This is a genomic window from Faecalibacterium sp. BIOML-A4, from assembly GCF_009679665.1.
GTDB classification, from domain to species: Bacteria; Bacillota; Clostridia; order Oscillospirales; family Ruminococcaceae; genus Faecalibacterium; species Faecalibacterium taiwanense.
The window spans coordinates 137809-162647 of record NZ_WKZG01000003.1; the positions used below are offsets into that span (position 1 = coordinate 137809).

The window sequence follows — 24839 nt, forward strand, 5'->3', positions numbered from 1 at the left end:
TTCTCTGTGCTTCTGTATAAATCAACAATCAAAATCCAAACTGTTATAAGGAGAACCTACCATGAAAGCACGTATTCCTAAGCACCGCGAGTTCATCATCAACTTCCCCGACAGCATCGACCAGAACAAGGCCAACGAGGGCTGGGCAAAGCTGCAGCAGATCGTTGAGGACTACAAGAAGGCCCACAATGGCGCTTCTGTCTACGCCCCCACCTTCATCGAGGACTGCGAGGCCGAGGTGAAGAAGCTGCAGGAAGAGTACGGCTTCGAGTACACGGTCGAATACGTTCAGTAATTTCTGATATTTAAAATCCCCTCTGTGCATCTGCGCAGGGGGGATTTGCAGTTTCAGGGGGAACCGCTTTTTCCCTGCGGTGTGCTCCTGCAAAAATACAGCCCCGGCAGACTGCATGGTCTGTCGGGGCTGTGCTTTCCTGTCCGGGTCACTTTTCCACTTTACTCAGCAGGATGCGGTCGTTGTCCAGATTCTTGCCTGCGTTCTCGCGGAACTTTTCAAGCAGGTCGTCCACGGTCATCCGGCTGCGTTCCTCGCCCTTCACGTCAAAGACGATGCGGCCGGAATCCATCATCAGGGTGCGGTTGCCCAGCTCCAATGCCTGATGCATATTGTGGGTGACCATCAGGCAGGTGATCTTCTTTTCGGCCACGATGCTCTTGGTCAGCTCCAGCACCTTTTCGGCGGTGGCGGGGTCCAGTGCGGCGGTGTGCTCGTCCAGCAGCAGCAGCTTGGGGGTGACCAGCGTTGCCATGAGCAGGGTCAGCGCCTGCCGCTGGCCGCCGGAAAGCAGTCCCACCGGCTGCTTCATGCGGTCCTCAAGGCCCATATCCAGCAGCGCCAGCTTTTCGCGGAACACTTCCTTGTCCTTGCGGGAGATGCGGGAGAAGATGGCGTGGGGCGCGGTGCCGGCACGCAGATAGGCCAGCGCAAGGTTTTCCTCAATGGTCATGTTGGGTGCCGTGCCCTTGAGCGGGTCCTGAAACAGGTGGCCGATGACCTTGCTGCGCTGGTGCTCCGGCGCAAAGGTGATATCCTGTCCGCCCAGCAGGATGCTGCCCTCGTCGGCGATGAAGCCGCCGGTGATGGCGTTGAACAGGGTGGATTTGCCCGCGCCGTTGGAGCCCACGATGGTGGCAAAGTCCCCGGCTTCCATGTGCAGGCTGACACCGTTCAGGGCCACTTTTTCATTGACCGTGCCGGGGTTGAAAGTCTTGTGCAGATCGTTCAGCTGAAGCATTTCCATCTTACTTTCCCTCCTTGCCGGTGGTTACGCGGCGGCGGCAGGCCCCATGCTTGCGCTGCTCAAAGGCGATTTTTTCCTTGATGGCCGGCATCGAAATGGCAATGGCCACGATGATGGCGGACACCAGCTTCATGGCGGCGGCAGGCACATTGAAGCGCAGCGCCACAGCCACGATAAAACGGTACAGGCAGCTGCCGAACACCACGCCGATGATCCGGCGCAGCATGGTGCGCTTACCAAGCAGAGTCTCGCCGATGATGAGGGAAGCCAGTGCGATGGTCACCATGCCGGTGCCCACATTGATATCGCAGCTCTTCTGATACTGTGCCAGCAGGCCGCCGGAGAGGGCGCACAATGCGCCGGAAATGCACAGGCCCACCGTAATGGTGAAAGCCGGGTTAATACTGGAAGCACGCACCATGGCAGCGTTGTCACCGGTGGCGCGGATGGACAGGCCCAGCCGGGTGCCCAGAAAGCCCAGCATCGCCGCACCGGCAAGCAGGATCATGGCCAGCGCGATGGCCAGCTTATACCAGCCGCCAAGGAAGCTCAGTGAGCCCTTTGCCAGCGAGAAAACAGTGTCGGTCTTGACCAGTGACATGGTGGAGGAAAAGCCCATCACGGCCAGATTGATGGTGTAAAGGCCGGTGTTGACGATGATGCCTGCCATGATGCTCTCCACCCCAAGGCGGGTCTGCAGAAAAGCCGTAACAAAGCCGGAGCACACACCTGCCGCCATGGCTGCGAACAGGGCCAGAATGGGGTGGCCGGTCAGTGCTACCTGACAGGCCACGGCGCAGCCCAGCGTGAAGCAGCCGTCAGTGGAAAGGTCTGCGATGTTCAGGATGGAATAGCTCAGGAACAGTGCCAGCGCCACAAGGGCATAGATACAGCCCAGTTCCAGCGCCGTCTGTAGGACGTTGAGCGAAAAGATACTCGCCAGCATGTGTGTGCTCCTTTTATGTTTCTTTTTGATTGGACGATTTAAAATGGCCTCCGCTTTTGCTCTGGCCATATTCAGCGGAATTGGGTTTTTATTCGGGATTCAGAAAAGCCTGCGGGCTTTTCTGAATCCCCTTTTCACGAGTAGGGTCGTGACGGAAAACGGCATTTGCAGCGCCGCTTTCTGCGAAAGCGCGGCGCTGTGGGCGGCGTCCTCGCCCTCTCAGGCGCTTACGCGCCAGCTCTCCCAAAGGGAGAGCCTCTGGCAAAGCTGCACACTTTGCAATTGAATCGAAAACTTTTCCTAAAGCCGCCAAAAGCTCCCCCTTCGGGGGAGCTGGCAAAACCGTCAGGTTTTGACTGAGAGGGTACTTTTTTAAGAGAAGTTCTCTGCGGTGGTCACTTTCACGATCTCGGTGCAGTAGGGCTTGAAGGCCTCCTTCACGGTGTCGAGGTCAAGGCCCAGCGCTTCGCATGTCTCGGTGTTGATGGTGACGATGCCGTTGTCAAAGGTCTGGTAGGGCAGGTCTGCAGTGGTCTTGCCCTCGCACAGCAGCTCTGCCACCATATCGGCAGTGGCTTCGCCCAGCTGGACGTAATCCACGCCGTAGCCCACGAACGCACCGTTCAGTGCAAAGCTGTCAGCACCGGTGTAGTGCTGCACGCCTGCCTCGGTAAAGGTCTCGTAGATGGACAGCTCTGCGGTCATCACGGTGTTGTCGGTGGGGGTGAACACGGCCTTGACGCCGGAAGCGATCAGGGCTTCGGCCGCCATCTGCACCTCGGCGGTGGTGGTGCCGTTCTTCTCAATGTACTTGATGCCGTTGGCATCGCAGAAAGCCTTGGCATCGGCAATGGCCTGGGTGGAGGCATCCTGACTCAGGTCGTACAGCAGGCCAATGGTGTCAATATCCGGGTTGACAGCGGTGATCAGCTTCATGATGGCCTCGGTGTTCAGTGCGTCGGAGGTGCCGGTGATGTTCTCCTCGCCGTCAAAGCCTGCAGCGGCGGGGTCGGTGACAGCAGAGTAGACAACGGGGATATCGGTATCCTCCACAGCGGCCAGCATGGTTGCGGCGGTGGGGGTAGCCACAGCCACGATCACATCCACGCCGTCCCCTACGAGGTCGGCACCGATCTGGTTCAGGTTGGACTGGTCAGCCTGTGCATTTGCGTAGTAGTCGGCGTAGTCGAAGGTAACGCCCTTCTCTGCCCCCAGCTCATCCAGACGGCTCTCCACAGATTCCACGATCTGGTTGAGGGAAGCATGATCCACATAGTTGACGATGCCCACCTTGAAGGTCTGGCCGCCCTCGGCTGCTGCGGAAGCGGCAGCGGAAGAAGCGGTGGAAGATGCAGCCACGGTGCTGGAAGCGGAGCCGCCGCAGCCGGTGAATGCCAGTGCAGAAACGGCGGAAGCAGCCATAGCGGCCTTGAGGAAGCTGCGGCGGGAGATCATGGTAACGTTTTTCATAACAGTAAACTCCTTTCCCGGAGCGGGCGGCAAAAGTAAAAGACCCGCTCCCCTTGCGGGACGGGTCTTACAAATAAAAACGACCCTGTCCCTGTGTGTTATCCACAAGGACAGGATCGGTAAAGTTCGATTCTGCGGTGCCACCTTGCTTGCCCTGCTTTGCAAAATGCAGAGCCTCTCACGGAGAGCCAACACTCCCCTGTCCTGTAACGGAGACTTCCGTCCAAAGCTACTAAGGCTTGCTGCCCATTTGCCCGGCCCTCGGCGGCCCACGAAGCTCTGCCCCGCTCTCGCCCGTTTTCACTGTCCGGGCTCACTGAAGATGCGCTGTGCAGGTTCTCTTCCGCCTCATCGGTTTGATTGCATTATACACTTTATTGGCATAAAGTCAAGGGGAAATTTCAAAAATTTCTTTTTTCTACAGCACAAAGTCATTCTTCCGTGCATCAGGCCCGCTTTGTGCGGCGCTTGCGCCAGACGAAGTACGCCGTGTACGCCAGCCATACCACAATGCCGCCCAAAGTCAGCGCACGGCTCAGCCGGATGCCGTCGGGCTGGTAGACAAAATCGATGCTGTTTTCACCTGCCGGGCACAGCACAGCCATCAATCCCTCGTCCACCTCCACAATGTCGGCCTCCTGCCCGTTGACATAGGCCGTAAAGCCGTCATCGTAAGGCACGGAGAAGAACACGAGGTTCTCTTTTTCCAGCGTGATCTCGGCGTGGAAGCCCGAATTGTTCATCTGGAACACACTGGCAGCCGTGGCACGGCGCTCGCGGCAGTCCTGCACGTAGGACTCATAGTACAGCTCCTCCCGTCTGCCTTCCGGCAGATGGGTGAGGTACTTGCCGTAGACTGCAGCATCCTCGTCGGTAAGCACCAGTGCACGCATCAGGAGGTTTGCGCGGGTGGCCTTGACTGTTTCTTCGTACTCGGTCTGGGTGAGGTAATAGTCATAGGCAAAGCCCATGGGCACGTAGTTCGTGTTGCGGTAGACCGCATAGCCGTCCTTTGCAAAGGCATATTCCCAGCCGTCGTCGGCTTCGTTTTCAAAGTCGGTCTGCTTTTCCGGCGTGGTGATAAGGTACTCCACACTCAAAAGGCCCCGCAGTGCATAATTGGAAAGCTCCGGCTCACTGCGCACATCCCGCTTGACCCCCAGCGCCGGGTAGAAGCTGAGGATGCTGGGGGCCGCCGTGCTGCCAAAATACTGCAGGCAGCTTTTATCCAGCCACATGCCGATGTTGTCGTGGATCTTGTACGTATCCACGCGGTAATCGCCTTCGGGCAGGTCGTTTTTCAACAGCAGGGCGTTGGTGTCCTGCTTCACAAGGTCGCTGTCGGTATACCACTGGCCGAACTTGCCAATGCCGATGTGCACCACGCTGAACAGGAAGGCAAACGCCAGCACTGCCGCCGTCAGGCGCTGGGCAAAGCGGCTGTCGCCCCGCCACTTCTGGCAGAGATAGCGGTACAACAGCAGGCCCAGCAGGCCAAAGCCCAGCACCGCACAGTACTGACCGGGGTTCTTGAGCACGCCGAACGACCAGCTGCCGGTGTCGCTGTCCTGCACCGGCACCACCGCAAAGGCCACCGTGGCGATCATCAGCCAGCTGATGCCGCGGGCCGGGCTGTCCAGATCGGTGTTGTGGTCTTCCAGCGCGTTCACGGTCATTGCGGCCAGCACCAGCACCGGCATATAGTACCAGCGCGCATAGTAGCTGGAATTGAGGGCGTAGAACGCACTGTTCAGGATGGGCACCAGTGCGAACACGGCGCAGGTGCCCACGATGCGCTTTTTACTGTCGCCGCACTTTGCTTTCCAGTAGGCCACGGCACCGGCCAGACTGCACAGCGGCAGATAGGCCGACATGCTGGTCCACTTGATCACGCCCTCCGACCAGATGGATGTGAGGTAAGGAGAATCCGGCGGCATGATCCAGCTGACGAGAATCGCAAGATACTGCTGCACCTTGCTGTAGGTCAGAAAGCCCCATCCGGAGGAAAGGTCGATGGTGCGCGGGTTCTGCAAAATGGAGAGCACCGCAGGCACCAGCAGGATGCTGCCCATGGCAGCGCCCAGAACGCTTTCAAAAGCCAGCAGCCCGAACTTTTTTGCAGTGAGACGGAAGTCCCTTGTGCTGAGCTTGCAGATGAAGTAGATGGCCAGAAATACCACCTGACCGATGAAGAAGAAGTAGTTGTTGACAAGGTTCACCGCCACCCAGAACGCAAACCAGCTGCGGCGGTCGTTGTAAAGGGCCTCGTCCAGCGACCACAGCAGATACGGGAACAGCGCCACCACATCTACAAAGTGGTTGAAGAACACATTGTATACCGTAAAGCCGGAGAAGGTATACAGACAGGCTCCCAGCACGGCGTAGTCGATATTTTTGACGTAGCGGCGCAGATACAGGTACGCACCGCCGCCCGCCACGGCAAACTTGAGCACCAGCAGCGGCACCATGAGGTAGGGCAGCCACCCCTGCGGGAAGAGCAGCGAGAACCAGAAGAACGGCGAGCCGTACAGGTAGAACGAATAGGCGTTCATCACGCCGCTGCCAAGGTCGGTGGCCCATGAGAAGGTATTGTGCACCGAGGTGAACGCACTGTCCGGGTAGCCTGCGCCCTTGATAAAGCCGTTCATATAGCGGTAAAAGCTGATCTGCTGGCTGTTGAAATCGCCTGCATAGTGGAAAAAGCCGCCGTCGATGATATAAAACGGCAGAAAGAACAGGGCCGCCGTGAGGGCACACAGGCCCACCGTCAGCCAGAATTTATCCTTTTTTTGTCCCAGCAGCTGCGGCTGCCGGGCAGTACCAGACCGCTCCATGGTTTCCTCTTTTCTCTGCCAAAGCGGCAGAAAGTTGGTTTGTTCTAGTATAGCACGAACACTGCGCAGAAAAAAGGGCTTGACAACGCTCTGCCGGACAGGTATGTTGGAGAAAAAAGGAGGAAGCTGCCATGCTGTACCCGTTCAGCGCCCTGCTGGCGCGCATGAAATACATTACCCGCTGGAGCCTGATGCACTCCACCCGGGCCGAATCTCTCAGCGAGCACACCTGCGATACCGCCCTGCTGGCCCACATGCTTTGCCTGATCGCACGGCGGTACACCGGCACGCCCTGCCGCCCCAAAACGGTAGCAGTGGCGGCGCTGTACCACGACGCGCCGGAGATCATTACCGGCGACATGCCCACACCGGTCAAGTACAGCAGCCCCACCCTGCGGGATGCCTACAAGGCGTTGGAAACCGAGAGCGTGCGCTGCATGACCGGCCTTCTGCCGGACGAGTTGAGCGAAGAGCTGTCCCCGTTCATCTCCGGGGAACTGCTCACCGCCGAGGAAAAGCGCCTGCTGAAGGCCGCCGACCGGCTGAGCGCCCTCATCAAATGCACGGAGGAGCAGCGCAGCGGCAACCACGAGTTTGACGCGGCGCTGGCCCAGCAGAAAGCGGCCCTGCAGGCCATGCACTGCCCGGAAGCCGACTGGTTCATAGAGCACTGTCTGCCCTGTTACACCCAGAATCTGGATGAGCTGACCCGGCAGCAGTAATATTCCCCTTACGGAAACGGCACCTCGCGCACGTCGTCCGGGTCGATGCCCGCTTTGCGCTGCTCTTCAAAAACAGCATCGATCAGCTCGTCCAGATCTTCCAGATGGGTCAGGGTGCAGCAGTAGCGGCGCAGATTGGCCGCACCTTTCAGTCCCTTCATATAGTGCATGGTCTGAGAGCGGGCCTGCGGCATGGCGACGAACTCGCCCTTCTGCTCCACCATCTCCTCCACCTGACGGCGCAGCGCATTCATGCGGGCCTGCAGGTTGGGTGCCTTGGGTGCGGGCAGGCCTTCAATGGCGGCGTTCACCCGCTCAAAGAGCCACGGGTCGCCCAGCGCGCCCCGGGCGATCATCACGCCGTCACAGCCGGTGGCCTGCATCATCTCCACCGCATCCTCTGCCGAGTGGATGTCGCCGTTGCCCAGCACCGGCACTCTGACGGCATCCTTCACCCGGGCAATGATCTCCGGGTCGATGCCGGGGGTGTACATCTGCTCCCGGGTACGGGCGTGCACCGCAATGAGGGCTGCGCCGGCCTGCTCACAGGCCTTGGCACACTCCACTGCAGTGATGTGGTCGGCATCCCAGCCCTTGCGCATTTTCACGGTGACAGGCCGTTTTGTATTTGCCACAACCTGCTCCACGATGCGCCCGCAGCGGTCTGGATCCAGCATCAGCTTGCTGCCTGCGCCGCCGGAAACGATCTTGGGGGCCGGGCAGCCCATGTTGATATCCACAAAATCGAACTCGTACTGTTCGATGGCGGCGGTGGCTTCGCCCATGATCTCGGGCACTTCGCCAAAGATCTGCACGCCATAGGGTGCACCGTTGGGTTCGGCCTTGAGCAGGCTCACCGTCTTGTGGTCGCCGTACACCAGCGCCCGGCTGGACACCATTTCGCTCACAGTAAAGCCTGCACCGTGCTGGGCCATCAGGCGGCGGCAGGGTGCATCCGTAAAGCCCGCCATCGGGCCGAACACCGCCCGGTGCGGCAGGATGATATTGCCGATTTTCAAAGGTTCCATTGGTTGTTCCTCGCTGTTATCGAAAAAAGCTCCCCCGCAGGGGAGCCAGATTTTTGGGGTACGAACCCTCTCAGTCACGGCTTGCGCCGTGCCAGCTCCCCCGAAAGGGGGAGCCTTTTCATCTGCCCGAAACAGGCTTCTTGCGGGTGAAGAAATCGTTTATCTTCATAGCGCATAAAGCTCGCCCTTCGGGAGAGCTGGCAAAACCGTAAGGTTTTGACTGAGAGGGTTTTTGCATGTTACATCTTCTCGGGCACGTTGATCTTGAACATGGTCAGCACGTTGAAGATGGCATTCTTCACGCCGATGCACAGGGCCAGACGTGCCTGCTGCACAGCGGGGTCTGCACCCTGAATGCGGCAGCTGCCGTAGAAGCGGTGGAAGGCGCTGGCCAGATCAATGACAAAGCGGTTGATGCGGCTGGGGTCGTACTTCTCGGCCGCCATGACGATCTCCTGCGGGAAGGCTGCCAGCATCCGGATCAGATCCATCTCGGAAGGCTCGGTGAGCAGGGTGGCATCCACCTTCTCGGCACCGGCAAACTGCACGCCCTCGCTCTCCATCTTTTTCAGGATGGAGCAGATGCGGGCATGGGCATACTGCACATAGTACACGGGGTTATCGTTGTCGGTCTTGACAGCCTGATCGAGGTCAAAATCGATGCCGCTGCCTGCGTCGTGCATATTGAACAGGAAGCGTGCGCTGTCGATGGGCACTTCTTCCAGCAGGTCGGTCAGGGTGATGGCATTGCCGGTGCGCTTGGACATCCGCACAGGCTGGCCGTCGCGCATCAGGTTGACCATCTGCATCAGCACAACGTCCAGATCTTCGCCGTTCAGGCCGATGGCATCCATGGCACCCTTCATGCGGGCCACATGGCCGTGATGGTCTGCACCCCAGACATCGATGGCCTTGGCAAAGCCGCGGGTAGCCAGCTTGTTGTAGTGGTAGGCGATATCGGCGGCAAAGTAGGTGGGGATGCCGTTGGCACGGACCAGCACTTCGTCCTTGGCTTCCTCCTCGGTGCCGTCCTCGGTCTTTTTCTTGTTCACCGTGCCGTACTTGGCAGCGTACTGGGCGCTGCGGTACATGATGGCACCGTCCTCCGCCTTATAGCATGCGCCCAGCTCCAGCAGCTTATCCACCACGGCCTTCACCGCGCCGGACTCGTGCAGGGTGCTCTCATGGAACCACACATCGTAGTCGATGCGGTACTTGCCCAGATCGCGCTTGAGGGCAGCAATGTTCTTGGGCAGAGCGTAGGTCACCAGTGCGTCCTTCAGGGCGGCAAAAGCCTCGCTCTTGAACAAAGTCTCCTCGTCCATCCCCTTGCAAGCGGCAACGTACTTGTCGCCGTTCAGCTCGGCAAACTCACCGGCCAGCACCTTGATGTCGCCGCCCTGATAGCACTCGGCGGGCAGCGGATAGGCTTCCTCGCCGCAGTACTTCTGCAGGTAGCGCACGGCAAGGCTCTTGCCGAACTTCTGGATCTGGTTGCCGGCATCGTTGATATAGAACTCACGGGTCACATCATAGCCGGACCAGTCCAGCACAGCGGACAGACAGTCGCCCAGAGCGCCGCCGCGGGCGTTGCCCATGTGCATGGGGCCGGTGGGGTTGGCGGAAACGAATTCCACATTGTACTTGGCGCCCTTGCCGTGATCGGTGCGGCCATACTCCTTGTTGGAGCAGGCACCCAGCACCACACTGGCCCAGAAGGACGGAGCCAAAAACAGGTTGATGAAGCCGGGGCCAGCCACTTCCACCTTGGCAAACACACTGTTCTCGATGGAGGGCAGATGTGCCAGCAGCGCATCCGCGATCATCTTGGGAGCCTTGCGCCAGCTGCGTGCACCGGCCATGGCGATGTTGGAGGCGATATCGCCGTTCTTGGTATCGGCGGGGATCTCCACGATGAAGGCGGGCAGCTCAGCTTCCGGCAGAGCACCATCGGCCATGGCGGCCTTGGCGGCAGCGGTCAGCAGAGCGCGTGCCTCGTCCAGCGCAGCTTGACGGGGGTTATAGTTCTGGTAGATCTTTTCAAATTCAGTCATTGGTCTGGTTCCTTTCACAGTCTGGGAAATATCTCAGTTTACGTGGGTCACGGTCACTTCAAGGCGGTTGCGGCTCACAAGCTCGGCGCTGTTGGCGTCCAGCAGGTAGCCGAACTTTGCGGTGCCGCCCTTCTCGGTCAGGCCGCACTCGATCTCGTCGGCGGTCACGCCCAGCGTCATGGAGCCGTAGCCTGTCTCGTAGTGGCAGAGGTTGCGCTTGCCTTTTTCGATCAGCAGCTGGGTTCCGGCCCCGCCGCCCTTGCCAAACCGCAACATCGCCACGCGGCTGCCGTCGGCGGCAATTTTCAGGGTGGTGGTGCAGCCCTCGTAGCCGGTGGTCTCGGTCTCTTTATAGGTAATGTAGTAGCTGCCGCCCTTCTGCACGAACTGGCCGCGGGTCATCAGCTCCACAAACTCTTCCTTTTCTTCCTGCTCCACAGGCTCTTTCACATGCTGCTCAATGCGGCTCTTGATGCGGATGATATAATCTTCCTTCAGCGGTTTGCTCACGTTTTTCTGTCCTTATCAATATTTATCAATGGCGATCTGATCCACCGGGCCGCCCTTGTACTCGCCCAGGAACAGGTCTGCCGTCTGCACAAAGCTGTCCGGCACATCGCTCACGTAGAAGTGCGCCTGACCCTCGTGCTCCTGTGCCGCTTTCAGGCCGCGCTCGGAGAGCATCTGTTCCAGATGGTGGGCGGCGGTCTTGGCCGGATCCACCAGCGTCACGCTCTGGCCCATGAACTCGCCGATCATGGTCTTGAGCAGAGGGTAGTGGGTGCAGCCCAAAATCAGGGTGTCCACACCGGCCTCACGCACCTCGGTCAGGTACTGAGCGATCACCAGCTTCGTCACCTGCTGTCGGCTCTCCTCGCTGTGGTCCACGTAACCGGCCTCCACCAGCGGCACGAACAGCGGGCAGGCCTGCGCGGTGATCTCCACCCCCGGCACCAGCTGACGCAGCAGCTTTTCGTAGCTGCGGGAGCGGATGGTGGCAGCGGTGCCGATCACGCCGATGCGGCGGTTGCGGGTAGCAAAGGCTGCTTCCCGGGCGGCAGCATCCACCACGCCCAGATATGGCACCGGCAGCTTTGCCGCTTCTGCAGCCGGGTAGGTGCTGGACACGGTGCCGCAGGCCGCCATGATGCACTTTACATTTTTAGAAAGCAGGAATGCCACGTCCTGACGGGCATACTGCAGGATGGTCTCCGGGCTGCGGCTGCCATAGGGCACGCGGCCGGTATCGCCAAAATAGATGATCTCCTCGTGGGGCAGGCGCTTGCGCAGCTCCCGCACACCGGTCAGGCCGCCAAGGCCGCTGTCGAATACGCCGATCGGGCGGTTATCCATGCTGCTTTTCCTTCCTTTCCAGCGCCAGCGCGATCAGCCGGTCGATGAGCTGCGGCACCGGCAGGCCCTCGTGCTCCATCAGCTTGGGGTACATGCTGATGGACGTGAAGCCCGGGAAGGTGTTGATCTCGTTGATCAGCACCCGGCCAGTACCCTTTTCCACAAAGAAATCGCAGCGGGCAAGGCCCTCGCAGTTCAGGGCAGTGTAGGCCATGGCGGCGTAGGTCTTCACCTCGTCCAGCTTTGCTTCCGGCAGGTGGGCCGGGATGACGGTCTGGCTCACGCCGTTCTTGTACTTGTCGTCGTAGGTATAGAACTCGGCACCGGCAAGGATCTCGCCCGGACGGGTAGCCACGGCGGGGTCGGAGCCGATCACGGCGCACTCCACTTCCTGACCGTCCACAAAGGCTTCAAACACCACCTTGCGGTCGTTTTCCAGTGCAAGGTCGATGGCCTTTTTCAGCTCGTCACGGCTGGACACCTTGGAGATGCCCACGCTGGAACCGGCGTTTGCGGGCTTGACGAACACGGGCCAGCCCAGCTTCTTTTCCACACCGTCGCACACGCCTTCCAGATCGGACTCGATTTCCCAGCGGTCGGCAGCCAGCCATCTGGTGTGGGGCACACCGTTGGCCTCGAACAGAGCATTGGCCACGGCTTTGTCCATGCACACCGCGCTTGCCAGCACGCCGCAGCCCACGTAGGGGATGCCGGCCAGCTCCAGCAGGCCCTGCACCGTGCCATCCTCGCCCCACAGGCCGTGCAGCACCGGGATGACCACATCCACATGCACTTTTTCCACATGGCCTTCCGGGGTGAACAGGATCATGCCGTGGTCGGCGCGGTCCGGACTGATGACGCAGGCCATGTTGCCTGCCAGATCTTCCCAGCTGCCATCGGCCATCTGGGCGGCCGTGGCCTCGGTGTACAGCCAACGGCCCTCCTTGGTGATGCCCACAGTGAGCACCTCATATTTTTCACGGTCAATGTTGTTGACGAAGTTGCCCACAGAAACGCGGCTGACCTCGTGCTCGCTGGACATACCGCCGAACAGCAGCACAACGCACATTTTTTCAGACTGCATGATAACTCTCTCCTATTTATAAAGCCCAAGACCTGGGTGGGATATAACCGGTAAAAATGCCGTTCTGGCTTATTATACAATATCTATGCGCGCGATGCAAGCAGAATGCCAAAAAGCTGCCGGTGGGTAAAAGAGATATTTTTCAAAAAAACTTTCCAAAAATCGAAGATTTCCGCTTGACGGATGGAAAAGTGCGTGGTACAATGATATCACCTCTTTTGCGGGGTTATTAAGTGCGCCTGTTTTACAGGTACCACCCGCAACCCGAGGGAGGTTCAAAACAACCGTTATAATGGAGGTGTCAACAAATGACCGTTAAAATCACTCTGGCCTGCACCGAGTGCAAGCAGCGCAACTACAACACCACGAAGAACAAGAAGAACAACCCCGATCGTCTCGAGATGAAGAAGTATTGCCGTTTCTGCAAGAAGCACACCGTTCATCGCGAAACCAAGTAAGAAAGGCGGACGCATCATGGCAGACAAAACCGAGAACAAGCCGGGCTTTGTGGCCAGAGCAAAGGCCGCTGTGAAGAACTTCTTTGGCAAGTGTGCCAAGTTCTTCCGCGACACCAAGAGCGAGCTGAAGAAGGTGGTGTGGCCGTCCAAAGAGGACGTTAAGACCAACACCGTCGTCGTGCTCGTGACCGTCGCCATCGCAGCGGTCGTGATGATCCTGCTGGATGCCATCTTCGGCGGCATCCTGGGCTTGATCATCGGCGCCTGAGAATCATCTTGAAACGGAGGGCAGACCAAAATGGAAGAACAATCCAATGAGGCACTTTGGTATGTAGTGCATACCTATTCCGGCTATGAGAACAAGGTCGCGAACGACCTGCAGACCATGGTGGAGAACCGTCATCTGCAGGATCTGATCTGCGATATCAAAGTTCCCGTCGAGATGGTTCCCGAAATTGACAAGAACGGCAAGCAGAAGATGGTGGAGCACAAGCTCTTCCCCGGCTACGTTCTGGTCAAAATGGTGATGAACGACGATACCTGGTACGTGGTGCGCAATACGCGCGGCTGCACCGGCTTCGTCGGCCCCGCATCCAAGCCCGTTCCCCTCTCTGCTGAAGAAGTAGAGAAGATGGGCGTGGAAAAGGCTGCACCTCTGGCAGTCGACTTCAACGTCGGCGACACCGTGCAGATCACCGCCGGTCCTCTGGAAGGCTTTATGGGCCTTGTGGAGGAGATCGATACCGAGAACTTCAAAGTGAAGCTCAAGGTCAACATGTTCGGCCGCGAGACCCCCGCAGAGGTGGAGATCGGTCAGGTCGAGCTGCCGTAACCAACCGGCACAAATCGTTTACCAAGGTAAGACCGCAGTGCGGTTCTTATAGAGCGTGTGCACTGTGCACATGCTCGTGGGAGGCACGGAGACACCGTGCCGCAACTCACCACAGATTTTTGGAGGTGCATTTATTATGGCACAGAAAGTTACTGGCTACATTAAGCTGCAGATCGAGGCCGGCAAGGCAACTCCGGCTCCCCCTGTTGGCCCTGCTCTGGGTCAGAAGGGTGTCAACATCATGGCATTCACCAAGGAGTTCAACGAGCGTACCAAGAACCAGATGGGTTATGTGATCCCCGTCGTCATCACTGTGTATGCTGACCGCTCCTTCAGCTTCATCACCAAGACTCCTCCGGCAGCCGTTCTGATCAAGAAGGCAGCTGGCATCAACACCGCTTCCGGCAAGCCCAACAAGGAAAAGGTTGCTTCTCTGACCGCCGCTCAGGTGGAAGAGATCGCCAAGACCAAGATGCCCGACCTGAACGCTGCTTCTCTGGAAGCTGCATGCAGCATGGTTCGCGGCACCTGCCGTTCCATGGGTGTCACCGTCGAGGGCTGAGACATAAACAGTGGGAGGGCATAAAACTGCCCGCATGACCACACAGGAGGATATACAATGAAACATGGCAAGCACTATGTCGACGCTGCAAAGCTGGTCGATTCTACTAAGGCATATGATGTGAACGAGGCTCTGGAGCTGGCTTGCAAGACCGCTTCTGCCAAGTTCGACGAGACCGTTGAGCTGCACGTCCGTCTGGGCGTTGACGGCCGTCACGCTGACCAGCAGGTCCGCGGCGCTGTCGTTCTGCCCAACGGCACCGGCAAGACCGTCCGCGTCTGCGCAATCGCCAAGGGTCCCGCAGCTGCCGCTGCTGAGGCTGCTGGCGCTGATATCGTCGGTGATGACGAGCTGATCGCAAAGATCGCCGGCGGCTTCATGGATTTCGACGTTGTCGTGACCACTCCCGATATGATGGGCCGCGTTGGCCGTCTCGGTAAGGTCCTGGGCCCCCGCGGCCTGATGCCGAACCCCAAGGCTGGTACCGTTGCTCCCGACCTGGGCAAGGCTGTTTCCGAGGCCAAGGCTGGTAAGATCGAGTACCGTCTGGACAAGCAGAACATCATCCATGTGCCCGTGGGCAAGGCTTCTTTCGGTGCAGAGAAGCTGTACGCCAACCTGGACACTGTGATGGAGGCTATTGCCAAGGCAAAGCCCGCTGCAGCAAAGGGTACCTACTTCAAGAGCGCTACCATCGCCACCACCATGGGCCCTGGCATCCGTCTGAACACCCTGAAGTACGGTGTCTGATTTGAAGTTCTGATCGTTTTTCTGCCGTTCGTATGGGCGGCAGAAAAATTTTGTCAGAAAATTTTAAAAAAAACTTGACAACTCCGCACGTTTGCGGTAAAATAATCATGCTGTTTTTGAGACAGCAGGTACTGGAGTCCAGTGTAAGGCTATGCCGCCTGCCGAGAAACGTGCGTAAAGTTGTTTTATGCCTCTTTCTCGGCCAAGTGCGGGAAAGAGGCTTTTTTCATACTTGCTCCGGTTTTCGATACAAGTTTTTGAAACGAGGTGAAACCGAATGCCCAGTGCAAAGATTCTTTCTGAAAAGCAGGCTTATGTCGCTGATCTGAAGGCAAAGTTTGAGAGTGCGGTTTCCGGCTGCGTCGTCGCTTACGGCGGCATTAACGTCGAGAACGACACCAAGCTCCGTAAGGAGCTGCGTGAGGCAGGCGTCGATTACATGGTCGTGAAGAACACCATGCTGCGTCTGGCTGTCAAGGGTACCTCTCTGGAGGGCCTGGCTGAGCAGTTCAAGGGCGATACCGCTATCGCTTTTGCTCACGAAGCAGATCCCATGTCCGCTGCCCGCATCCTGTGCAAGTATCAGGATGGCGATAAGTCCAAGAAGTTCGTCGTGAAGGCTGGCTTCATGGAAGGCAAGGTCATGGACGCTGCCGAGACCAACGCAATCGCAAAGCTGCCCAACCGCGAAGGCATGCTGTCCATGTTCGCAGGCGCCCTCACCAGCACTCTGTCTGGTCTGGCCGTTGCAATGCAGGCTTATGCCGACAAGCAGGAGGAGCCCGCTGCCTGATGGCCGCGTGACTGCTGCTTAAACAAAACAAGAAACTAACAAACAAAACCATTGATATTGGAGGGTTACTACTATGGCTTCTGAGAAGATTACTGCCATCATCGACTCCGTTAAGGAGCTGTCCGTTCTGGAGCTGAAGGAACTGATCGACGCTTACTGCGAAGAGTTCGGTGTTTCCGCTGTTGCTGCTGCTGCTCCCGCTGCTGCTGGCGCTGCTGCTGCCGCTGAGGAAGAGAAGACCGAGTTCGACGTCATCCTGGCTGAGGCTGGCGCTACCAAGATGCAGGTCATCAAGCTGGTGAAGGAGATCACCGGTCTGGGCCTGAAGGAAGCTAAGGCTATCGTCGATGGCGCTCCCAAGGCTGTCAAGGAGAAGGTCTCCAAGGCTGAGGCTGAGGACATCCAGAAGAAGCTGACCGAGGCTGGCGCTAAGGTCGAGATCAAGTAATTGAACCTCTTCTGAGAGTCGTTCATTCTTGAACAATGAGGTGCCCGTACCGAAAGGTGCGGGCATCTTTTTTTGTTGTGCAAAATTATTAGCAGCCTCGCCCTCTCCGTCATTGCTGACGCAATACCACCTCTCCCAAAGGGAGAGGCCTTGGCATGGCGGCAGAGTTTCCGGCTTAAGTGCAAAGTGTGCGGAAGAGCTGAAGGCTTCCCCCGGTCGGGGGAGTCTGTCAAAGAGAGATGTTTTAGCAGTCCGCGCAGACTTCATCTTTTTGCCAAGGGCTCTCCCTTTGGGAGAGCTGCCGAACAAAGTGAGGCTGAGAGGGCGAGCCCGTAATCCAAATGCAATTCGCCTTTTCTGCATTCAAAAACTATGTTATACTATCCTCAACAGGAGGAACGGCAGAGCCTTCACCCCCCTCTGCCGCAAAAAGAGAGTTTATGGAACACCGCAACTGGAACAAAAACAACATCCGCACTTCCCTTTTGGGTTACGGCTGTATGCGTTTTCCCACCAAAGCTGACGGCACCATTGACGAAGAGCGCGCCGAAGCGCTGCTGAACACCGCTAAGGCCGCCGGTGTCAACTACTTCGATACTGCCTATCCCTATCACAACGGCCAGAGTGAGCCGTTTGTGGGCCGCGTGATTGCCAAATGGGACCGCAGCAGCTTTTATCTTGCCACCAAAATGCCGCTGTGGAACTGCAAAAGTCTGGACGATGCCAAGCGTATTTTTGAAGAGCAGTTCCAGCGTCTTGGCGTGGACTACATCGATTTCTACCTGCTGCACTCCCTGCACAAGGCCCGGTACGAAACCGGAAAGGCTATGGGCCTTGTGGACTGGCTGTGGCAGCAGAAGGCCTCAGGGCGCATCCGGAACTTTGGGTTTTCCTGCCACGACAACGCCGCCGGGTTTGAGTACATTCTGCGCGACCAGCCATGGGATTTCTGCCAGCTGCAATACAACTACCTTGATCGGGACGACCGCGCCGAGGAGATCTCCGGCGATCACGGCTATCAGCTGACCGAGGAGTGCGGCGTGCCGCTTATCATCATGGAGCCCATCAAGGGCGGCACGCTGGCATCCCTGCCTGCAGACGCCGCCGCACCGCTGCACGCCCTGCGTCCGGATGCCACCGATGCCTCCTGGGCGCTGCGCTGGGTGGGCAGCCACAAAAATGTGCATGTGATCCTCTCCGGCATGAGTGCTGAGGATCAGCTGACCGACAACCTTGCCACCTTTGGCCATTTTGAACCGCTTTCCCCCGCCGAGAATGCCGCTGTGGAAAGCGTAGCCAACGAGCTGCACCGCCGCATCAAGATTGGCTGCACCGGCTGCCGGTACTGTATGCCCTGCCCCATGGGGGTGGACATCCCGGACAATTTCAGCATCTGGAACAAGCTGGGCATGTTCGGCCAGAAGGACGCCATCAAAGCCCAGTGGACCACCTGCTTCCCGGACAGCGAAAAGGCCCTGCACTGTGTGCGCTGCGGTAAGTGCGAAGCCGTCTGCCCGCAGAAGCTGCCCATCCGCGATTCTCTGGCACAACTGCAAAAGGAGCTGGACGCACTGTAACTCCTTCCGTCATCGCTGCGCGATGCCACCTCCCTCAAAGAGGGAGGCCTTAAGGCCCCATCTCTGAGGGGGCTGTCACCGCAGGCGACTGGGGGAGTTTCATAACAAAAAAGACCGTCACACGTTTTTCGTGCAACGGTCTTTTTTATGCAGTTCTTACCACAGCCGGATGACCTTGATCACACTTTCAGCCTTATCGCGGGCCAGCTCCAGATGGTGCTGCAGGGAATCTGCAGCACTGTCCCAGTTGTCGGCCAGAGCGGCATCCAGAATTTCCAGATGTTCGTCACAGGTCTGCTCCTGATTGATCATGCTCACCTTGCCGGTCATGATGCGGAAGCGGGTGTTCAGACCGGTGATGCGGTCATACGCCGAACGCAGGTACTTGTTGGGCAAAGTGCTCATGAGCAGTTCGTGGAACTCATCGTCCGACTCGCAGAAGTCGGTGATGCTGTCCGGGTGATGCATCAACTCGGCAAATGTCTCCAGCTGTTCCCGCGGGATGCCGCTGCCATAAGTACGCAGGGCGTAAGGCTCCACCAGCAGGCGCATCTCGAACATGCTGTGCACGTCCTCCTCGGTGATGCCGGAAACCATCAGGCCCTTCTTGGGCAGAATGGTGATCAGGCCTTCCTGCTCCAAGCGGCCAAGAGCATCCCGCATGGGGGTGCGGCTGATGTTGCCCATCTCGGCACAAAGCTTCTGCTCGTTCAAAAACTCGTTGGGCCGGTACTCGCAGTTCAGGATCTTGGTCTTAAGGTACTGGTATGCCTGCAGCTTCAGGCTCGTTTTGGTCTGCGACTCCATTTCTTTCATGTTCTGCACAACTCCTATTCCCTTTTCCCTTGCAAAGGAAAAGGTTCTTCTCCTATAATACTCTGGGGCGCATGCTTTCTAACTTCAAAGCATCTTGTATTCTTGCTGCAATCCAAGTAGTATTCCAGTTCTATTATTTCATAATAGGGCAATTATTACAATACTTTTTTGTGAACTTTAGCGCGTTTTATGTTTTATCTAATTTTTATGTCCCATTTTTGCCAAAATCAACAAGTTTTTTTGTGCTTGTAGCCAATGCCGCTTCTTTTGGCCCGGTTCTTTTGCATCCAATGCAAAAATATGCTACAATGTAAAAAATATTGAAAAGGGTGTGGATCTCTCTTATGGCACGAAGCGACGGCTACAATACCAAGACCCGTCAACTGATTTTAGATTATCTCATCAACAACCGGCAGCACGCGGTGAGTGCTTCCAACATTCTGGAGCATCTGGAAGAGCAGGGCGCAAGCCCCAACCCCACCACGGTGTACCGCTATCTGGACAAGCTGGCCGGGGAGCAGCGCATCATGAAATACGTTGCCGACAAGGGCGAAAAAGCCGTGTTCCAGTACGTGGACGAGGGCCGCCACTGCCGGGAGCATCTGCACCTCAAGTGCGTACAGTGCGGGCGCATCTATCATCTGGACTGCCACTTCATGGACGAGGTGCGCGCCCACCTGATGGCAGAGCATGGCTTTACCCTGCAGTGCGAGGGCAGCGTTCTGTATGGTTTGTGCCGCCACTGCGCCCAAAAAGAGGAACAGTCCGACTCTGATGGTCAAACCGCACAAAAATGCGCCTGCTGTGTTGACACGGACAAAAAGCCGTGATACAATGCATGCAAGAAAAAGCGTTGACCGGGAAAAGTAAGGTTTCAATGTCCTCTTTCAGAGAGTGCGGGTAGGTGGAAGCCGCGCAGAGAGCGAAACCCGAACGAACACCCGCAAGCTTCCCCCTGAACCTGTTTGTGCAGCAGTAGGGGCCGACGTGCGCCGCTCGTTATCGCGGCAGTGCTTTCAACGGGGAGAGCGCACAAAAGTGACTGGCATGGTTTTATGCCGGTAATTTAGGTGGCACCACGGATACGGCAGCATATTCGTCCTAGCGATTGGGATGAATGAGCTGCCGTATTTTTTATTTAAAAAGAGGGGTAAGAAATATGTGTTGTGTTATGGGCTATACCGGGCACGATCTGAGTGCCGCCAAATTCAAGGAATACCTGCTGCGCACGGTCATGCGCGGCCCGGACGACCAACGTGTGGTGGAAGGGCCTTTTGGTCTGATGGGTTTTGGCCGTCTAGCCATCATGGGCCTGACGCCGGAAGGCATGCAGCCCTTCTACCGCGGTGCCGACTGTGTGGTGTGCAACGGCGAACTGTACGGCTTCCGCTTTGAGAAAGAGATCCTCAAGCGCCGCGGCTACAAGTTCCAGTCCGACTGCGACTGTGAGATCCTGCTGCCGCTGTACTATGAGTACGGTCTGGATATGTTCCGCCACATGGACTCCGAGTTCGCGCTTATCATGTACGATTCCCGCAAGGACCGGCTCATCGCCGCCCGCGACCCCATCGGCATCCGTCCGCTGTTCTACGGCTACTCCAAGTCCAGCCACCAGATCGCATTCGCCTCCGAGATGCAGAACCTCATTGGCTGGTGCGACGACATCCGGCCCTTCCCCATTGGCAGCTACTACTGCGATGGCCGCTTCGTCCGCTATGAGGACATTGCCGATGTGCCCGCCCCCATGCAGGACGACATGGACACTGTGCTGCGGAACATCCGCGAAAAGCTGATCGCAGGCGTAGAGAAGCGTCTGGACGCAGATGCCCCTGTGGGCTTCCTGCTCTCCGGCGGTCTGGATTCCTCGCTGGTGTGCTCCATTGCCGCCAAGAAGCTTGGCAAGCCCATCCGCACCTTTGCCATTGGCATGGACACCGATGCCATTGATCTGAAATATGCGCGCCAGACCGCAGAATATCTGGGCAGCGAGCACCACGAGATCATCATCAACCGGGATATGGTCATCAACAGTCTGGAAGAGGTCATCCGCCTGCTGGGCACCTGGGACATCACCACCATCCGCGCCAGCATGGGCATGTACCTGCTGTGCAAGGCCATCCACGAGCAGACCGATGTCCGCGTGCTGCTGACCGGCGAGATTTCCGATGAGCTGTTCGGCTACAAGTACACCGACTACGCCCCCACCGCCGATGCCTTCCAGCAGGAGAGCCAGAAGCGCATCCGTGAGCTGTACATGTACGATGTGCTGCGCGCCGACCGCTGCATCTCCTCCAACAGCATCGAGGCCCGCGTGCCCTTTGGTGATCTGGATTTTGTGCGTTACGTCATGGCCATTGACCCGGAAAAGAAGCTGAACAGCTACGGCAAGGGCAAGTATCTGCTGCGCAAGGCCTTTGAGGGCGATTGGCTGCCGCCGGAGATTCTGTGGCGCGAAAAGGCCGCCTTCTCGGATGCTGTAGGCCACAGCATGGTGGACGATATCAAAGAGTATGCCGAAAGCCTTTACACCGACGAGGAGTTCCAGCTGCGCCGGGCAAACTATTCGGCCCACTGCATGCCGTTCACCAAGGAAAGCCTGTTCTACCGCGAAATTTTTGAGAAGTACTACCACGACCAGAGCCGCACCATCGTGGGCTTCTGGATGCCCAACAAGGCATGGCCGAACTGCAACGTCAACGACCCCTCTGCCCGTGTGCTGGCAAACTACGGTGCTTCCGGCGTGTAATGCCAGACCATTTTGAATGCGCTCCGCTTTGCTTTGCGCATGAATAGCGGAAAGAATATTCTATAATTTGTAGATCGGGAAAATCTGCGGATTTTCCCGATCTACTTTTTCACGAGAGGGAACCCTCTCCGTCACCTGCGGTGACACCTCTCCCAAAGGGAGAGGCTCTGGCGAAACTGGAAACCTTGCCGCCATGCCAAGGGCTCTCCCTTTGGGAGAGCTGCCGAGCGGAGCGAGGCTGAGAGGGCTAGCTCTTCCCCCGCTGCGCCGCCGCTTCCATAGGAAGCAGGCGCGGCATCCGCCCCTTGCCGTCCAAGCTCCATCTGTGAAAATGCAATGCCGGGCGGTCCGCAGACCGCCCGGCATTGCTCTATTAAAATTATTTTTCCGCTATTCATGCCCAAAGCGCACGCGGCGGGCATTCTAAATTGTTGTGTTACATCCTGATTTTTTGCGCCGCCCGGGCAATGGACGCCAGCAGCGCCACCAGCCGCTTTTCGTCCATCTGGCCGCAGTAGCTGGTGAAGGTGTAGTAGCAGCCCTGCACGCAGAAGGAAAGCACGATCTTACGCACCACATCGGCATCAAACGAGGGGTCGCTCTCCGAGATGCATTTGCTCATTGCAGCTTCCACGCGGTTGATGAACAGTCCCTGACGGGAGCCGGAAAACAGAATGCCGATCTCGGTCTGATTCCGAGTAAACGCCCGGAACATTTCCCGGGTCAGCCACTCGGTGCGCTCGCTTACATCACGGGCGGTCAGCTGTGGCAGGCTTTCCACCACCTCCTCCACCATTTCGTCCTCCATGGCGTTGGCCAGCGCATAGATATCCTGATAATGCGCATAAAAGGTGGACTTATTGATGCAGGCCAGATCGCACAGTTCCTTGACCTTGATCTTTTCCAGCGGTTTCTGCGCCCGCAGCTCCATGAATGCCTGCTTGATGGCACGCTCCGTTTTTTCAATGCGAATATCCAGAAAACCCACCTCTTTTGCTTTTTCGTTGATTATCCAACCATTTTCCTGTTTTGCGGATAGACAAGGCCCTCAGCCTTTTTTATACTGGGTCTGTCCCCATCCGCATCACTCCTTGCGGTACAGGATGCCTTTTTCTTCCAGCTCTTTTTTGATGCGCTCAAAGCTCCCGGCATCCGGGCAGTGCAGGGTGTGCAGATGCACGCCGCCGGTCATGCGGCTCAAAAGTGCTTCCGGCGTGTCCTTGGCCTGCTGGATGAAGTTGTCCACATCGTAGCGGCTGGCAAGGTTCAGGTTGCCGCGCAGCTCGCCATACAGGCTGTTCTCCACGGCCACATCCACCACGATGCCGCCCTGATCCACCACGGTGTACAGCTCGGTGCGCATCTCGTCCTCGGTGCTGTGCACGCAGGCCAGAATGGCGGTATAGCCTTTTTCCGCCGGGTGCAGCTGATAGCCCCGGGGCGTTGCATCGATCTGCGCACCGCCTGCCCGCAGCAGAGCCACATCCCCCACCACGATCTGGCGCGAGACCCCCAGCAAAGCCGCCAGTGCGCTGGCACTGACCGGTGCTTCGGCCCCGCTGAGCCGTTTCAGAATGGATTCTCTGCGCTGCGCTGCATTCATGGTCTTCAAAGCTTCCTTTCCGCTTTACGGTATTATGCTCTTATTGTAGCAAAAGACGGCGGATCATGCAAGAATGCGTTTACTTTTCCAGCTGCAGGATGGTAGCATAATTGGAGGGCAGCTGCACTTTCATGCGGCCCCACTCCATGCTGGTCAAAACGGGCTGTGCGCCCACCGTGTCGGCCAACAGGTCCTTTGCAGAGGATGCCTCCACCGGCAGCTGAAATTCCAGCTGTGCGGGACTGTCGCCGTTGTTCAGCACCACGACGCAGGCCTTTCCATCCAGCACCCGGGCAAAGGCATAGCACTGGGTGGTGAGCTGCAGCTCTTTCACCTCGCCGTCGGTCAGCTCCGGCAGCTCCGCCTTCAGTCTGCCCAGTGCGGCATACACGCTGGTGACAGGGTTGGTGGTCTCAGCGTCCCTGAAGTCGGAAAGTTCCAGGCAGGGGCGCAGCGGCCAATCGCTTCCCCACTCTTTTTTGCCTTCAATGCCAAATTCTGAGCCATAATAGATGGACGGAATGCCCCAAAGCGTATATACTAGAATTGCAATGTGGCGGATGTGCTCCCGGTTGCGCAGCTTGTTGGGCAGGCGCTCCACATCGTGGTTGTCCGAGAACAGATACAGCCGGGTATCGTGGCACAGGCCCTGCAGACGGCGCATGGTGTGGGCGATCTCGAAATAGTTGTGGTCGTTGTGGCCGCTCCACAGGCCCTTGTGCAGCTCGTAGTTGGTCACCGAGTGCAGCATCTCCGGGTTTGCCCAGCGGCTGTAATCGCCGTGGATCACCTCGCCCATGAGCCAGAACTCTGGCTTTACCTCGTTGGCAAGGCGGCGCAGACCGCGCATAAAGTCAAAGTCCAGCACATCGGCTGCGTCCAGACGGATGCCGTCAATGTCAAATTCATCCACCCAGAAGCGGATGGTATCGTAGTGGTAGTTCTGCACCTCCGGGTTGCGCTGGTTCAGCTTGACCAGCAGATTGAAGCCGCCCCAGTTTCCGTAGGAAAAGCCGTCGTTGTACTCGTTGTTGCCCCAGAAATTCACATCGCAGAACCAGTCCTTATAGCGGGCGTTCTCGCGGTTTGCCTTCAGGTCCTGAAACGCAAAGAAATCGCGGCCCACATGGTTGAACACGCCGTCCACGATCACCTTCTGGCCCCGGGCATGGCACCGGGCCACAAAGTCCTTGAACTCTGCGTTCGTGCCAAGGCGGCGGTCTACCAGCCGGTAATCGATGGTGTCGTAGCCATGGGAACCGCTCTCGAACAGCGGGCCGATATAAATGGCCGTGCAGCCGATGTCCGCTGCGTGCTCAGCCCATGCGTTCAGTTTATTAAACGCGCCGGGCACCGCCTGCCCATCGTTCTCGTGTGCGCAGCCGCACAGCCCCAGAGGATAGATGTGATAAAATACCGCGTTGTCATACCAAGCCATTGTTCATACCGCTCCCATACAAAAAAATCAGCCTCCGCCCACTGCGGCGGCAGGAATAGTATA

25 protein-coding genes and 1 other annotated feature are annotated in these 24839 nt (G+C 57.8%); of the genes, 12 read left to right on the forward strand and 13 right to left on the reverse strand.

Translation table 11 applies throughout. The annotated features are described in order from the left end of the window. Positions 1–61 precede the first annotated feature (61 nt). The gene (locus GKG34_RS03425; RefSeq protein WP_005944505.1) at positions 62–295 is read left to right on the forward strand and encodes a hypothetical protein; all 234 of its coding nucleotides are present in this window, start codon (positions 62–64) and stop codon (positions 293–295) included. A 148-nt stretch (positions 296–443) separates the two neighbouring features. On the opposite strand, the gene GKG34_RS03430 is transcribed toward GKG34_RS03425, so the two are convergent. The 4 genes from GKG34_RS03430 to GKG34_RS03445 all read right to left on the reverse strand — a co-directional run bounded on the left by GKG34_RS03430 (position 444) and on the right by GKG34_RS03445 (position 6512). After that, on the reverse strand, positions 444–1256 hold the full coding sequence (locus tag GKG34_RS03430) for an ATP-binding cassette domain-containing protein (protein WP_165852618.1): 813 nt from the start codon (positions 1254–1256) through the stop codon (positions 444–446). Between the two features lie 7 nt (positions 1257–1263). Continuing rightward, entirely contained in the window at positions 1264–2208 is a 945-nt protein-coding gene (locus GKG34_RS03435; RefSeq protein ID WP_005944507.1) for an ABC transporter permease, read from the reverse strand. 372 nt (positions 2209–2580) lie between these two features. Beyond that, the gene (locus GKG34_RS03440) at positions 2581–3678 is read right to left on the reverse strand and encodes an ABC transporter substrate-binding protein (RefSeq protein ID WP_154255603.1); all 1098 of its coding nucleotides are present in this window, start codon (positions 3676–3678) and stop codon (positions 2581–2583) included. Between the two features lie 446 nt (positions 3679–4124). Then, entirely contained in the window at positions 4125–6512 is a 2388-nt protein-coding gene (locus GKG34_RS03445) for a YfhO family protein (protein ID WP_005944510.1), read from the reverse strand. A gap of 131 nt (positions 6513–6643) precedes the next feature. On the opposite strand from GKG34_RS03445, the gene yfbR reads away from it, so the two are divergent. After that, positions 6644–7234, forward strand: coding sequence for a 5'-deoxynucleotidase (yfbR, locus tag GKG34_RS03450; protein ID WP_005944511.1), 591 nt, complete (start codon positions 6644–6646; stop codon positions 7232–7234). An 8-nt stretch (positions 7235–7242) separates the two neighbouring features. Here yfbR and dusB read toward each other — a convergent pair whose 3' ends face one another. The 5 genes from dusB to GKG34_RS03475 form a co-directional block, all read right to left on the reverse strand. After that, the gene (gene dusB / locus GKG34_RS03455) at positions 7243–8262 is read right to left on the reverse strand and encodes a tRNA dihydrouridine synthase DusB (protein ID WP_044954051.1); all 1020 of its coding nucleotides are present in this window, start codon (positions 8260–8262) and stop codon (positions 7243–7245) included. Between the two features lie 239 nt (positions 8263–8501). Next, positions 8502–10316, reverse strand: a complete 1815-nt coding sequence (gene argS, locus GKG34_RS03460; protein ID WP_154255604.1) for an arginine--tRNA ligase — start codon at positions 10314–10316, stop codon at positions 8502–8504. 33 nt (positions 10317–10349) lie between these two features. After that, positions 10350–10826 carry a DUF1934 domain-containing protein gene (locus GKG34_RS03465; RefSeq protein ID WP_097775187.1) on the reverse strand — a complete coding sequence of 159 codons (477 nt, stop codon included), beginning with the start codon at positions 10824–10826 and terminating at the stop codon, positions 10350–10352. Positions 10827–10841: 15 nt separating this feature from the next. Then, positions 10842–11669 carry a glutamate racemase gene (murI, locus tag GKG34_RS03470; RefSeq protein ID WP_005944516.1) on the reverse strand — a complete coding sequence of 276 codons (828 nt, stop codon included), beginning with the start codon at positions 11667–11669 and terminating at the stop codon, positions 10842–10844. Then, positions 11662–12753: a D-alanine--D-alanine ligase family protein gene (locus tag GKG34_RS03475; protein WP_154255605.1), complete on the reverse strand. Its 1092-nt coding sequence runs from the start codon at positions 12751–12753 to the stop codon at positions 11662–11664. The genes murI and GKG34_RS03475 overlap by 8 nt, the downstream gene beginning before the upstream one ends. Positions 12754–13061: 308 nt before the next feature. Between GKG34_RS03475 and rpmG the strand changes: the two genes are divergently transcribed. The 8 genes from rpmG to GKG34_RS03515 all read left to right on the forward strand — a co-directional run bounded on the left by rpmG (position 13062) and on the right by GKG34_RS03515 (position 18173). After that, entirely contained in the window at positions 13062–13211 is a 150-nt protein-coding gene (gene rpmG / locus GKG34_RS03480; RefSeq protein WP_005920501.1) for a 50S ribosomal protein L33, read from the forward strand. Positions 13212–13227: 16 nt separating this feature from the next. Next, positions 13228–13479 (forward strand): preprotein translocase subunit SecE, encoded by a 252-nt coding sequence (secE, locus tag GKG34_RS03485; RefSeq protein WP_005944520.1) that lies wholly within the window; start codon positions 13228–13230, stop codon positions 13477–13479. A gap of 30 nt (positions 13480–13509) precedes the next feature. After that, positions 13510–14043 carry a transcription termination/antitermination protein NusG gene (gene nusG / locus GKG34_RS03490; RefSeq protein ID WP_005944521.1) on the forward strand — a complete coding sequence of 178 codons (534 nt, stop codon included), beginning with the start codon at positions 13510–13512 and terminating at the stop codon, positions 14041–14043. A gap of 136 nt (positions 14044–14179) precedes the next feature. After that, the gene (gene rplK, locus GKG34_RS03495) at positions 14180–14605 is read left to right on the forward strand and encodes a 50S ribosomal protein L11 (RefSeq protein WP_005920496.1); all 426 of its coding nucleotides are present in this window, start codon (positions 14180–14182) and stop codon (positions 14603–14605) included. Positions 14606–14662: 57 nt separating this feature from the next. Continuing rightward, positions 14663–15355, forward strand: a complete 693-nt coding sequence (gene rplA, locus GKG34_RS03500) for a 50S ribosomal protein L1 (protein ID WP_005944523.1) — start codon at positions 14663–14665, stop codon at positions 15353–15355. A 277-nt stretch (positions 15356–15632) separates the two neighbouring features. Next, positions 15633–16148 carry a 50S ribosomal protein L10 gene (rplJ, locus tag GKG34_RS03505; RefSeq protein ID WP_005944524.1) on the forward strand — a complete coding sequence of 172 codons (516 nt, stop codon included), beginning with the start codon at positions 15633–15635 and terminating at the stop codon, positions 16146–16148. A 73-nt stretch (positions 16149–16221) separates the two neighbouring features. After that, entirely contained in the window at positions 16222–16596 is a 375-nt protein-coding gene (gene rplL / locus GKG34_RS03510) for a 50S ribosomal protein L7/L12 (RefSeq protein WP_154255606.1), read from the forward strand. Between the two features lie 440 nt (positions 16597–17036). Beyond that, positions 17037–18173 (forward strand): aldo/keto reductase, encoded by a 1137-nt coding sequence (locus GKG34_RS03515; RefSeq protein ID WP_154255607.1) that lies wholly within the window; start codon positions 17037–17039, stop codon positions 18171–18173. 156 nt (positions 18174–18329) lie between these two features. Here the strand turns inward: GKG34_RS03515 and GKG34_RS03520 are convergent, their stop codons facing one another. Continuing rightward, a complete protein-coding gene (locus GKG34_RS03520; protein ID WP_120081231.1) occupies positions 18330–18989 on the reverse strand; it encodes a GntR family transcriptional regulator in 660 nt (219 codons plus the stop codon). Positions 18990–19333: 344 nt separating this feature from the next. Between GKG34_RS03520 and GKG34_RS03525 the strand changes: the two genes are divergently transcribed. Further along, positions 19334–19819, forward strand: a complete 486-nt coding sequence (locus GKG34_RS03525) for a transcriptional repressor (protein WP_097775183.1) — start codon at positions 19334–19336, stop codon at positions 19817–19819. A gap of 14 nt (positions 19820–19833) precedes the next feature. Next, positions 19834–20096, forward strand: a binding site (T-box leader). A 64-nt stretch (positions 20097–20160) separates the two neighbouring features. Continuing rightward, a complete protein-coding gene (asnB, locus tag GKG34_RS03530; RefSeq protein ID WP_005944530.1) occupies positions 20161–21735 on the forward strand; it encodes an asparagine synthase B in 1575 nt (524 codons plus the stop codon). A gap of 436 nt (positions 21736–22171) precedes the next feature. Here the strand turns inward: asnB and GKG34_RS03535 are convergent, their stop codons facing one another. The 3 genes from GKG34_RS03535 to GKG34_RS03545 form a co-directional block, all read right to left on the reverse strand. Next, positions 22172–22723 (reverse strand): hypothetical protein, encoded by a 552-nt coding sequence (locus GKG34_RS03535; protein ID WP_005944531.1) that lies wholly within the window; start codon positions 22721–22723, stop codon positions 22172–22174. Positions 22724–22819: 96 nt separating this feature from the next. Further along, complete coding sequence (locus tag GKG34_RS03540; RefSeq protein WP_005944532.1) at positions 22820–23338, reverse strand: transcription repressor NadR; 519 nt, start codon at positions 23336–23338, stop codon at positions 22820–22822. 79 nt (positions 23339–23417) lie between these two features. After that, positions 23418–24776 carry an alpha-amylase family glycosyl hydrolase gene (locus GKG34_RS03545; protein WP_154255608.1) on the reverse strand — a complete coding sequence of 453 codons (1359 nt, stop codon included), beginning with the start codon at positions 24774–24776 and terminating at the stop codon, positions 23418–23420. Positions 24777–24839: the final 63 nt, after the last annotated feature.